Below are 14,393 nucleotides of genomic sequence, written 5' to 3'. Positions count from 1 at the left end.
CAGCCCGTCCGGCGCTTGAGGACAGCGCCCGCAGGGCGCTTCGGGGGCCAGGGGCACAGCCCCGGCGGGGTGCCGGGGCGGAGCCCCGCTCGCCCGCGCGGAGCGCGGTGCCGGGCCGAGGGGCGCAGCCCCGGAAGAAACGGTGAAAGGGCGGGGAGGGGCACCCAGCCCGTCTGGGGGCCGCCCCCTCCGGGGAGCTTGAGGACAACCGCGCGAAGCGCGGTTGCCGCCCCCGGGCGCGGAAGCCCGGTCGGGGCCCGGGTCCCCCGGGAAACGGTGAAAGGGCAGACCGGGGCACAGCTCCCCCGGGTACCCGCCCCCCGCAGGGGTAGTGTGTCGCGGATGAGCGGTCTGAATCTTGATGACTTCGCCACGCTGATCGAGCGGCCCGACGCCGGCGTGCGGCGCGACGCCGAGGAGCGGCGCGAGCGGCTCGGGCCGCGCCCGGGAGCGTTCGGCCGCCTGGACGAGATCGGCGAGTGGCTCGCCGCCGCACAGGGCGGCGTACCGGTGAAGCCGGTGCGGCAGCCGAAGGCGGTCCTCTTCGCGGGCGACCACGGCGTCGCCGCCCTCGGCGTCTCCGCCGGCCCGGCCGGCGGCGCGCACGAGCTGGTGCGCGCCGCCCTGGAGGGCGAAAGCCCCGCCGCCGTCCTCGCCCGCCGCTTCGGCGCCGGACTGCGGGTCGTCGACATGTCCGTGGACTGCGACCCGGAGCTGCTGCCCGAGGAGGTCACCCGGCACCGGGTCCGCCGCGGCTCCGGCCGGATCGACGTCGAGGACGCGCTGACCGCGGACGAGGCGGAGCGGGCCTTCCGCGCCGGGATGGCGGTCGCGGACGAGGAGGCCGACTCCGGCACCGACCTCGTCGTGCTCGGTGATCTGAGCGTCGGCGGGACGACCGCCGCCGGCACGCTGATCGGCGCGCTGTGCGGCACGGACGCCTCGGTCGTCACCGGCCGCGGCGGCTTCGGCATCGACGACCTGGCCTGGATGCGCAAGTGCGCCGCGATCCGCGACGCCCTGCGCCGGGCCCGGCCCGCGCTCGGCGACCAGTTGGAGCTGCTGGCCACGACCGGCGGCGCGGACCTGGCCGCGATCACCGGCTTCCTGCTGCAGAGCGCGGTGCGCCGCACGCCCGTGATCCTGGACGGCGTGGTCTCCGCGGCCTGCGCGCTGGTCGCGCAGCGCGTCGCCTTCCGGGCCCCGGACTGGTGGCTCGCCGGGAACGGCACCGGCGACCCGGCCCAGGCGAAGGCACTCGACCGGATCGCGCTCAACCCTCTGCTCGATCACGGCGTCACACTGGGCGAGGGAACAGGGGCACTGCTCGCCCTGCCACTGGTGCAGGCGGCCGCGGCCCTGGCGGCGGAGCTCCCCGAGCGCCCCTGACACCACCGGCGGCGGAGTCCGGAGCCGGAGGCAGCCCGTGCGCATCCCGAGATGATCACTCTTCATGGGAGAAGTCCGCTTGACTCCGGATGACGAGGCGCGTGGCGGCCCCTGGCCGCGGCGCGCCGCAGCCTTCGCCGTGTGGTACGTCCGTGCGGTCGCCTTCATCAACCTGCTCAGCGCGGTGTGGGTGTCCTTCGGGGCCAGCATCCGCCGGCACGCCGTGGACGACTACTTCACGCCCTACCTGCTGGAGGCGAGCTTCACCTCGGCGGTGGTGTCGCTGTTCATGGCCGTCACGCTGCGCCGGCGCAAACGGGCCGCCTGGATCCTCAACCTGGCCCTGGCCGGGGTGCTCCTGCTGCTGCTCGCGCTGCTGATGGCCTATCCGGAGTTCCGGGCGCACGGCCAGAACTGGTTCTCCGTGGTGATCACGGCGCTGTTCGTGACCGCCCTCCTGGTGGGCCGCCGCGAGTTCTACGCGATCGGCGACCGCTCCAACCCCAGGCTCGCCGCGGCCGTGGCCGCCGCCGGCCTGCTGGTCTCCTCGCTGATCGCCGCGCTGCTGGTGACGGTCACCAACCAGGCGCACCCGTCCACGTTCTGGGAGCGCTGGCGCTACGGGGTGCGGCGGCTGGCCTTCCTGGTCGGCGACGACCGCCACTTCCCGGGCATCGACACCCCGGACTGGGTCAACGTCCTCATCAATGTGATGAGCACGGTGCTGCTGGTCCTGGTGGTGTGGGCCGCGTTCCGCTCCCGCCGCGCCACCGACCCGCTGACCGCCGAGGACGAATCCCGGCTGCGCGCCCTGCTCGACCGCTTCGGGGACCGCGACTCGCTGGGCTACTTCGCGCTGCGCCGCGAGAAGAGCGTCGTGTGGTCCCCGTCCGGCAAGGCGGCCGTCACCTACCGGGTGGTCGGCGGGGTCTCGCTGGCCTCGGGCGACCCGATCGGCGACCCCGAGGCGTGGCCCGGCGCCATCGAGCCCTGGCTGGCCGAGGCCCGCGCGCACGGCTGGATCCCCGCGGTGATGGGCGCGAGCGAGGAGGGCGGCACGGTCTACGCCCGGCACGGCATGGACGCGCTGGAGCTCGGCGACGAGGCCATCGTGGACACCGCGGAGTTCACCCTGGAGGGCCGCGCGATGCGCACCGTCCGCCAGGCCTACAACCGGGTGAAGCGCGCCGGGTACACCGTGCGGATCCGGCGGCACGAGGACATCCCCGAGGAGGAGATGGCCGAGCTGCTGCGGCGCGCCGACGACTGGCGCGACGGGGCGACCGAGCGCGGCTTCTCCATGGCGCTGGGCCGCCTCGGCGACCCGGACGACGGGCGCTGCGTGATGCTGGAATGCCACGACGGCAAGGACGAGCTGCGCGCCCTGCTGAGCTTCGTCCCCTGGGGGCCGAAGGGCCTGTCCCTGGACCTGATGCGCCGGGACCGGGACTCCGAGAACGGCCTGATGGAGTTCATGGTCATCGAGCTGCTCCAGCGGGCGCGGGAGCAGAACGTGGACCAGGTGTCGCTGAACTTCGCGATGTTCCGCTCGGTCTTCGAGCGCGGCTCGCGGCTGGGGGCCGGCCCGGTGCTGCGGGCCTGGCGCTCGCTGCTGAGCTTCTTCTCCCGCTGGTGGCAGATCGAGTCGCTCTACCGTGCAAATGCGAAGTACCGCCCGATCTGGGAGCCTCGTTTCATGCTGTTCGAGAAGAGCAGTGACCTGCTGCGGATCGGTCTCGCGAGCGCCCGCGCCGAGGGCTTCCTGGAGGCGCCGGGCCTGCCCAAGTGGCTGAACCGCAAGCACCTGGAGAGCAAAAGATGAACCGCGCGGCGCTGCGACGCGCCGCGCGCACCGAGTGGGGCCCGATCGCCGGGACCGTACGGGACGCGTTCGCCCGCGAGCGGCTCCGCGCGATCTCGCTGACGCTCTCGGCGGTCGCCCTCACCGCCGCCTTCCAGGTCGTCCAGAACCAGTCCTGGGGCTACCGGCCCGTCCAGCTCGTCGGCTCCGTACGGGCCGAACTGCCCTGGTGGCTCGCGCTGCTGCGGACCCCGCTGTCGCTCTTCGTCCCCGCCCTGGACCTGCCCGTGTGGGGGGCGCTGGCCCAGCTCCTGCTCGTCTTCGGCATCGCCGAGATCTGCCTGGGCCGGTGGCGGCTGCTGGCCGTCGCCTACCTCGCCACGCTCGCCGGGACGATGTACGCGCGGCTGGCCATCGCGCTGGGGCCCGGCGTGCTGGGGCTGCCGCCCGAGGCGGCCAAGGTGATCGACACCGGCCCGTCCGCGGCCGTCGTCGGACTGGCGGTGTACGTGTCCTGGCGCTACCGCGCCTGGTGCACCTGCGCCGTGGTGGTCCTGGCGATGGTGGCCGAGGTGCTCGTCAAGCCCAACCTGGCGGGCAAGGAGCACATCGCCGCGGTGCTGGCGGTGCTGGCGCTCAGCGGGACGGAGGAGGTGGTCCGGCGCCGCCGGAAACCCCGCGACGACCGGTTCCGCGACGGCGGTCAGCGGTCGGGGGCGCCCGCGACCAGGTCGTGAAGGCGGTTGCGCACCGCGTTCCAGCGGGCGTCGTGCCGGTAGGCGCGCACCCGCGCGCGGCGGCGGGCCCGCGGCCGGTGCCGGTAGAAGCGCCGGGCCCACGGCGAGCCCGGCCGGGCCAGCCGGACCGCGCCGATCAGCGCGACCAGTGGCACCACCGTGCCGATCAGGGCGATCCGCGGCTTGCCCTTGGCCAGGGCGAACAGCGCGATCAGGAAGTTGACCAGGGTGTTGGTCACCACGACGCTGCGGTTCTGCAGCTCGTCCGGGGTCAGCTCGTTCACCCCGAACGGGGAGAACCCGGCGAGGACCAGCCCGACCAGGGCGGCCGTCAGCACCACGATCTCGGCGCTCTTGCGGCCCTGTTCGGTCCAGTAGACGTCGTCGAGGTGCAGGATCAGCGCGAACTCGTCCAGCACCAGCCCCGCCCCCGTCCCGAAGAGCACCGCCGCGACCACCGCGCCCAGGCCGTGCCGGCCCGTCGAGACCGCGCCGAAGCCGCCGATCACCATGAGGACGACGCCCGGTACGACGTGGTGGACGTGCAGCCCGCCGGGGCGGATGTTGCGGAAGGGGCCCTTGCCCGCCCGGATCAGCCGGGTGATGACGCGGGTGACCAGGAAGGTCAGCACGAACGCGGCCAGTGCCAGCAGCAGGGGCAGCTTGCCCGGCTCGACGATGTTGCGGTCAAGCCAGTGTTCCATCGGACTCCGTGCTCCCGAACTCCCGCCCCTGACGGGCTAGCTGTGATCGGCCGCCGGCCCGCCGCGGACGGCGGGATAGGCTCCCCCGCGATGACCGACGCCCCTTCCCCCGCAACGCCCGCCGACGCCCTCCGGTTCGCCTTCGGCACCCTGACCGTACTGCCCGTGCGCCTGACGCGCTGGGACCGGACCGCCGCCCGGGGCGGCATGCTCGCCGCCCCGCTCGCCGGGCTGGCCGTCGGCGCCGCGGCCGGGGCGGCCGGCTGGCTGCTCCTGCTGCTGGGCGCGGGCCCGCTCCTGGCCGCCGTGGCCGCCGCCGCGCTGCCCGCCGTGCTCACCCGCGGGCTCCACCTCGACGGACTCGCCGACGTCGCCGACGGCCTGGGCAGCGGCCGGCCCGCCGAGGACGCGCTGCGGATCATGAAGCAGTCGGACATCGGCCCGTTCGGCGTCATCACCCTGGTGTTCGTCCTGCTCGGCCAAGTGGCCGTGCTCGCCGGGCAGTACGCCGCCGGCGGCGCCCGCGGCTTCCTCGCCGCCCTGGTGGCCGGCCTCGCCGCCCGCTGCGCGCTGACCCTCGCCGCCCGCGCGGGGGTCCCGGCCGCGCGCCCCGAGGGCCTCGGCGCCGCGGTGGCCGGCGTCGTGCCCGTGCGCGCCGCCGTCGCCGTGCTCGTGGCCGCGGCGGGGGCGGCCGCCGCGGCGGGGGCGGCCGCCGGCCCGTACGGAGCGGCCCGGGCCGCCGCCGCCGTCCTCGCCGCCCTCGTCCTTGCCGAGCTGCTGCTGCGCCACTGCCGCCGCCGCTTCGGCGGGGTCACCGGCGACGTCTTCGGCGCGCTGGCCGAGACCGCCGCGACCAGCGCGCTGATCGTGCTCGCCCTGGGCTGAACGACCGCGCGGAGATAGGCTCCTGCCAGCCCCGAGGCCCGAAACCGGCGGCGAGGACCCGGCGCATACGATGCGCGGAGTGCGGCCGGCACGGTCCCGCCGCGCTCTCACCGAGGCACCCCCTCACCAAAGAACACCGACGGAAGTAGGGACACCCACCACCGTGACTGCTCTCACTCTCAGCACTTCCAGCGCGGCGACGCTGCGCGCGGACGCCCTCGTCGTCGGCATCGCCAAGGGCCCCAAGGGCCCCGTCGTCGCGACCGGCGCCGAAGCCGTGGACCAGGCCTTCGACGGGAAGCTGGCCGCCGTCCTGGAGACCCTCGGCGCCACCGGCGACGAGGGTGACGTAACCAAGCTCCCGGCACCGGCCGGCATCAAGGCCCCCGTCGTGGTGGCGGTCGGCCTCGGCGGCGTGCCCGCCAAGGGCGACGGCTACGAGGGTGAGGCGCTGCGCCGCGCCGCGGGCTCCGCGGCCCGGGCGCTGTCCGGCACGAAGAAGGCCGCGTTCGCCCTGCCCGTGACGGGTCCGGAGGACGTCGCGGCGATCGGCGAGGGCGCGCTGCTGGGCGCGTACGCCTTCACCGCGTACCGCACCGACGGCAACGGCAAGGCCGCCAAGGGCGGCAAGGGCGAGCCGCTGGGCGAGGCCGCGATCCTGGGCGCCAAGCCGCGCGACAAGGCCTTCAAGGCCGCCGCCGAGCGCGCGGCCGCCGTCGCCTCCGAGGTCAACCGGGCCCGCGACCTGATCAACATCCCCTCCAACGACCTGTACCCGGCGGCCTTCGCGCAGCTCGCCCAGGAGGCCGCCAAGGAGTTCGGCCTCAAGGTCGAGGTCCTGGACGAGAAGGCACTGCTCAAGGGCGGTTACGGCGGCCTGATGGGCGTCGGCCAGGGCTCCGCCAACCTGCCGCGGCTGGTCCGCCTCGCCTACACCCACCCCAAGGCCGAGAAGACCCTCGCCCTGGTCGGCAAGGGCATCACCTACGACTCGGGCGGCATCTCCCTCAAGCCGGCCGGCCACAACGAGACCATGAAGTGCGACATGAGCGGCGCCGCCGCCGTGTTCGCCGCCGTGGTGGCCGCGGCCCGCCTCGGCCTGCGGGTCAACATCACGGGCTGGCTGGCCCTCGCGGAGAACATGCCCTCCGGCAGCGCCACCCGTCCGGGCGACGTGCTGAAGATGTACAGCGGCAAGACCGTGGAGGTCCTCAACACCGACGCCGAGGGCCGGCTGGTGCTGGCCGACGCCCTGACCCGGGCCTCGGAGGAGGAGCCGGACGCGATCGTGGACGTCGCCACGCTCACCGGTGCGATGGTGCTCGCGCTGGGCGACCGCACGTTCGGTGTCATGGCCAACGACGACGCGTTCCGCACGGCGCTCTACGAGATCGCCGAGGAGGCCGGCGAGCAGGCCTGGCCCATGCCGCTCCCCACCGAGCTGCGCAAGACGATGGACTCCCCGGTCGCGGACATCGCCAACATGGGCGTCCGCAACGGTGGCGGGCTGATCGCCGGCCTCTTCCTGCAGGAGTTCGTGGGCGAGGGCATCACGTGGGGGCACCTGGACATCGCGGGGCCGGCCTTCCACGAGAGCGCTCCGTTCGGGTACACCCCGAAGGGTGGTACCGGGTCGGCGGTGCGGACGCTGGTGCGGCTCGCGGAGCGGACGGCGGAGGGGGATCTGGGGTAACGGGTTTCTCCCGTAAGGGGGTTCTCTCCCCGCCCCGCCCTTTCGCCGTCTCCCCGGGGCGGGGCCCCGGGCCCGGGGTGCCCCGGCAGCCCGGCAGCCCGGGGGCGGTCGGCGCGCCCGGGCCGACCGCGGGACGGTTGGAGCCCCGGCCCGGGCGGTTGACGGGGCTCCGCCCCTGGACCCCTGCCGGGGCGCGCCCGTGAAATATGCTCGGGCGGCGCTGCTGCGCCCCCGGTGGGTTTGCCCCGGTCCCGCCCTTTCACCGTTTCTCCCGGGGCTCCGCCCCTCGGCCCGGCACCGCGCTCCGCGCGGTGGTGCGGGGCCCCTGACCCCCGAAGCGCCCTCCGGGCGCTGTCCTCAAGCGCCGGACGGGCTGGATTTCGCGCCCCCGCCGGATATCGCCCGCACGAATATTGCCCGCACCGGATATTGTCCGCACCGGATATCCGGCCCGGGCGCGCACTTCAGCCCGTCCGGCGCTTGAGGACGAGCGACGAAGCCGCGATAACGGGGTCCGGGGCGGAGCCCCGAAGCGGGGGCCAGGGGCGGAGCCCCGTGGGGCGCAGGGGGCGAAGCCCCCGCATCACCGCGCGGAGCGCGGTGCCGGCCCCGGGGCGGAGCCCCGGGAGAAACGGTGAAAGGGCGGGACCGGGGCAAACCCACCCCACCCACCCCACCCCGTTCGCTCTCGACGAACGCCCCGCCCACCTCCGCAACAGACACCGGATACGCGCGAGTAACACGCGAAGGTGACGCATCAGTCGTCCCTCAGCCCCGGCCCCGCGTCCCGCCGTCCGTCAACAAGTGCGAAGATGTTGTCTCGGCAGGACAGGGCCCCCGTAATCACAGGGCCGAAGCAACAAGCGGCCGAACGACAGCCGCCGCCCGGTCACCGACGACCGGCAACGGCGTACCCATGCATGGAGGACGTGACGTGGCGAACGACGCCAGCACCGTTTTCGACCTAGTGATCCTCGGAGGCGGTAGCGGTGGTTACGCCGCTGCCCTGCGGGGTGCCCAGCTGGGTCTGGACGTCGCCCTGATCGAGAAGGACAAGCTGGGCGGCACCTGCCTGCACCGCGGCTGCATCCCCACCAAGGCTCTGCTGCACGCCGGCGAGATCGCCGACCAGGCACGCGAGGCCGAGCAGTTCGGTGTCAAGGCCGCCCTGGAGGGCATCGACATCGCGGGCGTCCACAAGTACAAGGACGACGTGATCTCGGGCCTGTACAAGGGCCTGCAGGGCCTGGTCGCCTCCCGCAAGGTCACCTACATCACCGGTGAGGGCCGCCTGTCCTCCCCCACGTCGGTGGACGTCAACGGCCAGCGCATCACCGGCCGCCACGTCCTGCTGGCCACCGGCTCCGTGCCGAAGTCGCTGCCGGGCCTGACCATCGACGGCGACCGCGTCATCTCCTCGGACCACGCGCTGGTCCTGGACCGCGTGCCGAAGTCCGCGATCGTGCTCGGCGGCGGCGTCATCGGCGTCGAGTTCGCCTCCGCGTGGAAGTCCTTCGGCGTGGACGTCACGATCGTCGAGGCGCTCCCGCACCTCGTCCCGGTCGAGGACGAGAACAGCTCCAAGCTGCTGGAGCGCGCCTTCCGCAAGCGCGGCATCAACTTCTCCCTGGGCTCCCGCTTCTCCGGCGTGGAGTACACCGCCGACGGCGTGAAGGTCTCGCTGGAGAACGGCAAGACCTTCGAGGCCGAACTGCTGCTCGTCGCCGTCGGCCGCGGCCCGGTCTCCCAGGGCCTAGGCTACGAGGAGGCCGGGGTCGCCATGGACCGCGGCTACGTCCTCGTCGACGAGTACATGCGGACCAATGTGGAGACCATCTCGGCGGTCGGCGACCTGGTCCCCACCCTCCAGCTCGCGCACGTCGGCTTCGCGGAGGGCATCCTGGTGGCGGAGCGCCTGGCCGGGCTGAACCCCGTGCCGGTCGACTACGACGGCGTGCCGCGCGTCACGTACTGCCACCCGGAGGTCGCCTCCGTCGGTATCACCGAGGCGAAGGCCAAGGAGCTGTACGGCGCCGACAAGGTCGTCAGCCTGAAGTACAACCTCGCGGGCAACGGCAAGAGCAAGATCCTGAAGACCGCGGGCGAGATCAAGCTCGTCCAGGTCAAGGACGGTGCCGTCGTCGGCGTCCACATGGTCGGCGACCGCATGGGCGAGCAGGTCGGCGAAGCCCAGCTGATCTACAACTGGGAGGCGCTGCCCGCCGAGGTCGCGCAGCTGATCCACGCGCACCCGACGCAGAACGAGGCTCTGGGCGAGGCCCACCTGGCCCTGGCCGGCAAGCCGCTGCACTCGCACGACTGAGTCCCGAGCGCACCACCATCCGCACTACTCGTAAGGAGCAACCGCACCATGGCGGTTTCCGTAACCCTGCCGGCGCTCGGCGAGAGCGTGTCCGAGGGCACCGTCACCCGCTGGCTCAAGGCCGAAGGTGAGCGAGTGGAGGCCGACGAGCCGCTGCTCGAGGTCTCCACCGACAAGGTCGACACCGAGATTCCGGCCCCCGCGTCCGGCATCCTCGCCTCCATCAAGGTGGCCGAGGACGAGACGGTCGAGGTCGGCTCCGAGCTGGCGATCATCGACGACGGCACGGGTGCCCCCGCTGCCGCCCCGGCTCCGACGGCCGCTGCCGCCGAGGCCCCCGCCGCTCCGGCTCCGGCCGCCGGCGCCACCGGCACCGACGTCGTCCTGCCCGCGCTGGGCGAGTCGGTCACCGAGGGCACCGTCACCCGCTGGCTCAAGGAGGTCGGCGAGGAGGTGGCCGAGGACGAGCCGCTGCTCGAGGTCTCGACCGACAAGGTCGACACCGAGATCCCGGCCCCGGCCGCCGGCGTCCTGCTGGAGATCCTCGTCGCCGAGGACGAGGTCGCCGAGGTCGGCGCCAAGCTCGCCGTGATCGGTGCCGCCGGTGCCGCTCCGGCCGCTGCCGCCCCCGCCGCCGTTCCGGCTCCGGCCGCCGCCCCGGCGCCCGCCCCGGCCGCTGCTCCGGCCCCCGCGCCGGCCGCTCCGGCCCCGGCCCCGGTCGCCGCTGCTCCGGCCCCGGCCGCCCCGGCTCCGGCTCCCGCCGCGCCGAAGGCTCCGGCCGCCCCGGCCGCCCCGGCGAACGACGGCGCGTACGTCACCCCGCTGGTGCGCAAGCTCGCCGCGGAGTCCGGCGTCAACCTGTCGACGGTCGCGGGCACCGGTGTCGGTGGCCGCATCCGCAAGCAGGACGTCCTGGCCGCCGCCGAGGCCGCCAAGGCCGCCGCCGCTGCCCCGGCCGCCGCTCCGGCCCCCAAGGCCGCCGCCCCCAAGGCCCCGGCCCTGGAGACGTCCCCGCTGCGCGGTCAGACCGTCAAGATGCCGCGCATGCGCAAGGTCATCGCCGACAACATGATGAAGGCGCTGCACGGCCAGGCCCAGCTCAGCTCCGTGATCGAGGTGGACATCACCAAGATCATGAAGATGCGCGGCAAGGCCAAGGACGCGTTCGCCGCCCGCGAGGGCGTCAAGCTGTCCCCGATGCCGTTCTTCGTCAAGGCCGCCGTCCAGGCGCTGAAGGCCCACTCGGTCATCAACGCCCGGATCAACGAGGACGAGGGCACCATCACCTACTTCGACTCCGAGAACGTCGGCATCGCCGTCGACTCGGAGAAGGGCCTGATGACCCCGGTCATCAAGGGTGCGGGTGACCTCAACATCGCGGGCATCGCCAAGAAGACGGCGGAGCTGGCGGGCAAGGTCCGCACGGGCAAGATCAGCCCGGACGAGATGTCCGGCGCGACCTTCACGATCAGCAACACCGGCTCGCGCGGTGCGCTGTTCGACACGGTCATCGTGCCCCCGAACCAGGTCGCGATCCTCGGCATCGGCGCCACCGTCAAGCGCCCGGTGGTCATCGAGACCGAGGAGGGCACCACCATCGGCGTCCGCGACATGACGTACGTGACGCTCTCCTACGACCACCGCCTGGTGGACGGCGCCGACGCGGCCCGCTACCTGACGACGGTCAAGGCGATCCTGGAGGCCGCCGAGTTCGAGACCGAGATCGGTCTCTGACCCGCAGCGCCACCGAGGGCGCGGCCCCGGTCCCGTTTCGTACGGGCCGGGGCCGCGCCCTTCGCGCATACCGGGATAATGACTGCGATCCACCCAGGCCGCCGAGGAGCGCCCCCATGTCACCACCCGTCGTCCACTCGCTGCGCGAACAGATCCGCGAGCACATCCTGGAGGGGATCGTCAGCGGCCGCTGGCAGCCGGGCGAGCGGATCGTGGAGCGGCGGATCGCCTCGGAGCTGCTGGTCAGCCAGACGCCGGTGCGCGAGGCGCTGCGGGAGCTGGAGTCCCTGCGGCTGATCGAGTCGGCCCCCAACAAGGGCGTACGGGTCCGCGAGCTGACCGCGGCCGACGTCAAGGAGAGCTACCCGGTGCGGGCCGGGCTGGAGCAGGTGGCCGCCGAGCTGGCCGCCGACGCCCTGGCCGAGGACGCCTCGGCGCTCGACCGGGAGCTGGCGCCGCTCTACGAGGCGGACCGGCTCGGCGACGGCGAGGCCCAGGTGCGGCACACCGTCGCCTTCCACCGCGAGATCGTCCTGGCCTCGGGGAACTCCGTCCTGCTGCACGCCTGGGAGTCGCTGGGCATCGAGGTGTGGACCACGCTGTCCATCCGCTGGCTCAGCCCCGAGCCGCGGCCGCACGCGGAGGACCACGCGGAGCTGGTCGCCGCCTTCCGCCGGCGCGATCCGCGCATCGGGGAGCTGCTGCGCACCCATGTCCTGGGGTGCGCGCCGCGGATTCCCGACTGACGGATTGATCGATCATCGATCAGGGCGTATCGTCCTTCCCGGAGCCGCGCCGCGCCGCCCTGTCCTGTGTCGCGGAGCGGCTCAGGGGTGACGACAGGTCCCGTACGTCGCCGTGCCCTGGCTGGGCGCACGGGTTCCTGTCGTCGGCCCCTGCCATGATGAACGCATGCGCGCGGCCCGACTGATCAAGCTGGTGCTGCTGCTCCAGTCCCGTCCGCTGATGACGGGTGCCGAGCTGGCGCGGCAGCTGGAGGTCTCCGAGCGCACCGTCGCCCGGGACGTCCTCGCCCTCTCCGAGGCGGGCGTGCCCGTCTACGCCGACCGCGGCCGCTCCGGCGGGTACCGCCTTGTCGGCGGCTACCGCACCCGTCTCACGGGTCTCGGCCGTACCGAGGCCGAAGCCCTCTTCCTCTCCGGCGTCCCGTCCGCCCTGCGCGAGATGGGGCTCGCCGACGCGGCGTCCGCGGCCCGCCTCAAGGTCTCCGCGGCCCTGCTCCCCGAACTGCGCGACGCGTCGTCGAGCGCGGCCCAGCGCTTCCACCTCGACGCCCCCGGCTGGTGGCAGCCCGCCGACCCCCCACCACTGCTGCCCGCCCTCGCGGAGGCGGTCTGGGACGACCGCCGCGTGACCGCCCGCTACCGGCGCCGCGACGGGGAGGAGGTGGAGCGCGGTCTGGATCCGTACGGTCTCGTCCTCAAGGGAGGCGTCTGGTACCTGATCGCGCGGGTGGCCTCGGACTTCCGCTCCTACCGGGTGGACCGCTTCACGGCGGTGAGCGCCGCCGCGGAGAAGCGCTTCCGCCGGGACGGGACGTTCGACCTCCCCGGCTTCTGGGAGGAGCACGCGGCGCTGTTCGCGCGGTCGCTGCTGCGGGAGCGGGTGGTGCTGCGGCTGACGGCCGACGGGGTGCGGCGCCTGCCGCATGTCGTGGACCGCCGGTCCGGGGAGGAGGCCGTGGCGACGGCGGGCCCGCCGGACGCGGCGGACGGCCGCGTCACGGTGACGCTGCGCGTGGAGGGGCTCGACGTGGCGTACGAGCAACTGCTGGCGCTGGGGCCGGAGGCGGAGGTGCTGGAGCCGGAGGAGTTACGGGGGCGGATGGCGGGGGCGGCGGGGCGGATGGCCCGGTTGTACGGGCCGGGGGCGTGAGGGGTTTGCCCCGATCCCGCCCTTTCACCGTTTCCGCGGGGGCTGCGCCCCTTCGCAGCCCCCGTATGGCGCGGAGCCCCGCCGGGGGCCCCGCCCCCTGGGCCCCCAGCAGGGCCGCACCCCGGACCCCGAAGCGCCCTCCGGGCGCTGTCCTCGAACTCCCCGGAGGGGGCAACCCCCAGACGGGCTGTGTTTCAGCTCCGGTACTCGTCCGCGGACGCCACCCTCCCCCCGAACACCACCTCCTCGAAGTACCGGTCGCAATCCGGCTGCGAACCGTCCGCGTCCCGCACCCCGTACACCTTCGCCAACTGCCCGCTCGACACCGACCTCCCGTTCCACCGCCCCCGCTCCGGGTCTCCCGCCAGCGCCGCCACCGCCCGGCCGATGAAGGCCGGCGATTCCGCGATCGCGAAGTGCGGCTCCTTCTTCACCGCCTCCCGCCAGTTCGCCTCCGTCACCCCGAAGTGGTCGAGCATCTCCTCGGACCGCAGGAAGCCCGGCGTGACGCACACCGCCGTCCCCTCGTGGTCCCGGAGCTCCTCCGCCAGCCCGGAGGCCATCCGGAACGGGCCATACTTCGCCACGTCCAGCACCAGGTGCTCCCGGTAGTGCGCCCGGTTGCCCTCCTCCGTCCCGTCCGTGATCTCCACGACCAGGCCCCCGGGCCGCCGGATGAGCAGCGGCAGGGCGCAGTGGCTGGTGATGAGGTGCGCGTCGATCGACAGGCGCACCATCCGCAGCACACGGTCGATGTCCAGCTCCCACAGCTTCTTGCCGAACTCCAGCAGATGGTCACCGCCCCACACGTCGTTGACCAGCACGTCCAGCCGTCCCTGCTCCCGGTCGATCCGCTCGACCAGCGCCCTGACCTGCGAGGTCACCAGGTGATCGGTCGGGACGGCGATCCCCGTGCCGCCCGCCGCCGTCACCAGCTCCGCCGTCTCCTCGATCGTCTCGGGCCGGCCGACCTCGCTCCGGTGCGTCCGCGTCGTGCGCCCCGTCGCGTAGACGGTCGCCCCGGCGCGCCCGAGTTCCACCGCCATGGCCCGCCCCGCGCCCCGCGTCGCCCCCGCGACCAGCGCGACCTTGCCCTCGAGTGATGCGTTCACGTCGTCCTCCCTCGTCCTGCGGTACGGGAGGACCCTCGCACCGATACCCGACATCTTCTGTCCGGTATTCCGGAGAGGCCGGGGGCGGCCGCTTCCGGTCCCCTCCGCGTGCGCCCCCG

11 protein-coding genes are annotated in these 14,393 nt (G+C 73.8%); 9 read left to right on the top strand and 2 right to left on the bottom strand.

The genetic code is table 11. The features are described 5' to 3' along the window. The first annotated feature begins 342 nt into the window (after positions 1-342). The 3 genes from I5Q34_RS04485 (at position 343) to I5Q34_RS04475 (ending at position 3,927) form a co-directional block, all read left to right on the top strand. On the top strand, positions 343-1,389 hold the full coding sequence (locus I5Q34_RS04485; protein WP_199890739.1) for a nicotinate-nucleotide--dimethylbenzimidazole phosphoribosyltransferase: 1,047 nt from the start codon (positions 343-345) through the stop codon (positions 1,387-1,389). A 64-nt stretch (positions 1,390-1,453) separates the two neighbouring features. Further along, a complete protein-coding gene (locus I5Q34_RS04480) occupies positions 1,454-3,211 on the top strand; it encodes a phosphatidylglycerol lysyltransferase domain-containing protein (protein ID WP_199890738.1) in 1,758 nt (585 codons plus the stop codon). Then, a complete protein-coding gene (locus I5Q34_RS04475; RefSeq protein ID WP_199890737.1) occupies positions 3,208-3,927 on the top strand; it encodes a hypothetical protein in 720 nt (239 codons plus the stop codon). Before I5Q34_RS04480 ends, I5Q34_RS04475 begins: the two co-directional genes overlap by 4 nt. Here I5Q34_RS04475 and I5Q34_RS04470 read toward each other — a convergent pair. Then, on the bottom strand, positions 3,894-4,631 hold the full coding sequence (locus I5Q34_RS04470) for a hypothetical protein (protein WP_199890736.1): 738 nt from the start codon (positions 4,629-4,631) through the stop codon (positions 3,894-3,896). The genes I5Q34_RS04475 and I5Q34_RS04470 overlap by 34 nt on opposite strands. A 90-nt stretch (positions 4,632-4,721) precedes the next feature. Between I5Q34_RS04470 and I5Q34_RS04465 the strand changes: the two genes are divergently transcribed. From I5Q34_RS04465 to I5Q34_RS04440, 6 genes are all read left to right on the top strand, one after another. Next, positions 4,722-5,516, top strand: coding sequence for an adenosylcobinamide-GDP ribazoletransferase (locus tag I5Q34_RS04465; protein WP_199890735.1), 795 nt, complete (start codon positions 4,722-4,724; stop codon positions 5,514-5,516). 163 nt (positions 5,517-5,679) lie between these two features. After that, positions 5,680-7,209 (top strand): leucyl aminopeptidase, encoded by a 1,530-nt coding sequence (locus tag I5Q34_RS04460; protein WP_199890734.1) that lies wholly within the window; start codon positions 5,680-5,682, stop codon positions 7,207-7,209. A 934-nt stretch (positions 7,210-8,143) separates the two neighbouring features. Further along, the gene (gene lpdA / locus I5Q34_RS04455; RefSeq protein ID WP_199890733.1) at positions 8,144-9,532 is read left to right on the top strand and encodes a dihydrolipoyl dehydrogenase; all 1,389 of its coding nucleotides are present in this window, start codon (positions 8,144-8,146) and stop codon (positions 9,530-9,532) included. 48 nt (positions 9,533-9,580) lie between these two features. After that, positions 9,581-11,266, top strand: a complete 1,686-nt coding sequence (sucB, locus tag I5Q34_RS04450) for a 2-oxoglutarate dehydrogenase, E2 component, dihydrolipoamide succinyltransferase (protein WP_199890732.1) — start codon at positions 9,581-9,583, stop codon at positions 11,264-11,266. Between the two features lie 116 nt (positions 11,267-11,382). Next, positions 11,383-12,012 carry a GntR family transcriptional regulator gene (locus I5Q34_RS04445; protein ID WP_199890731.1) on the top strand — a complete coding sequence of 210 codons (630 nt, stop codon included), beginning with the start codon at positions 11,383-11,385 and terminating at the stop codon, positions 12,010-12,012. 166 nt (positions 12,013-12,178) lie between these two features. Then, a complete protein-coding gene (locus I5Q34_RS04440; protein WP_199890730.1) occupies positions 12,179-13,162 on the top strand; it encodes a YafY family protein in 984 nt (327 codons plus the stop codon). A gap of 194 nt (positions 13,163-13,356) precedes the next feature. On the opposite strand, the gene I5Q34_RS04435 is transcribed toward I5Q34_RS04440, so the two are convergent. Continuing rightward, entirely contained in the window at positions 13,357-14,328 is a 972-nt protein-coding gene (locus I5Q34_RS04435) for an SDR family oxidoreductase (RefSeq protein WP_199890729.1), read from the bottom strand. Positions 14,329-14,393 lie beyond the last annotated feature (65 nt).

It is taken from the genome of Streptomyces sp. AV19 (genome assembly GCF_015999245.1).
Lineage (GTDB): Bacteria > Actinomycetota > Actinomycetes > Streptomycetales > Streptomycetaceae > Streptomyces.
The sequence above is the reverse complement of the archived record's forward strand: the minus strand, read 5'-3'. Positions and strand labels throughout refer to the sequence as shown.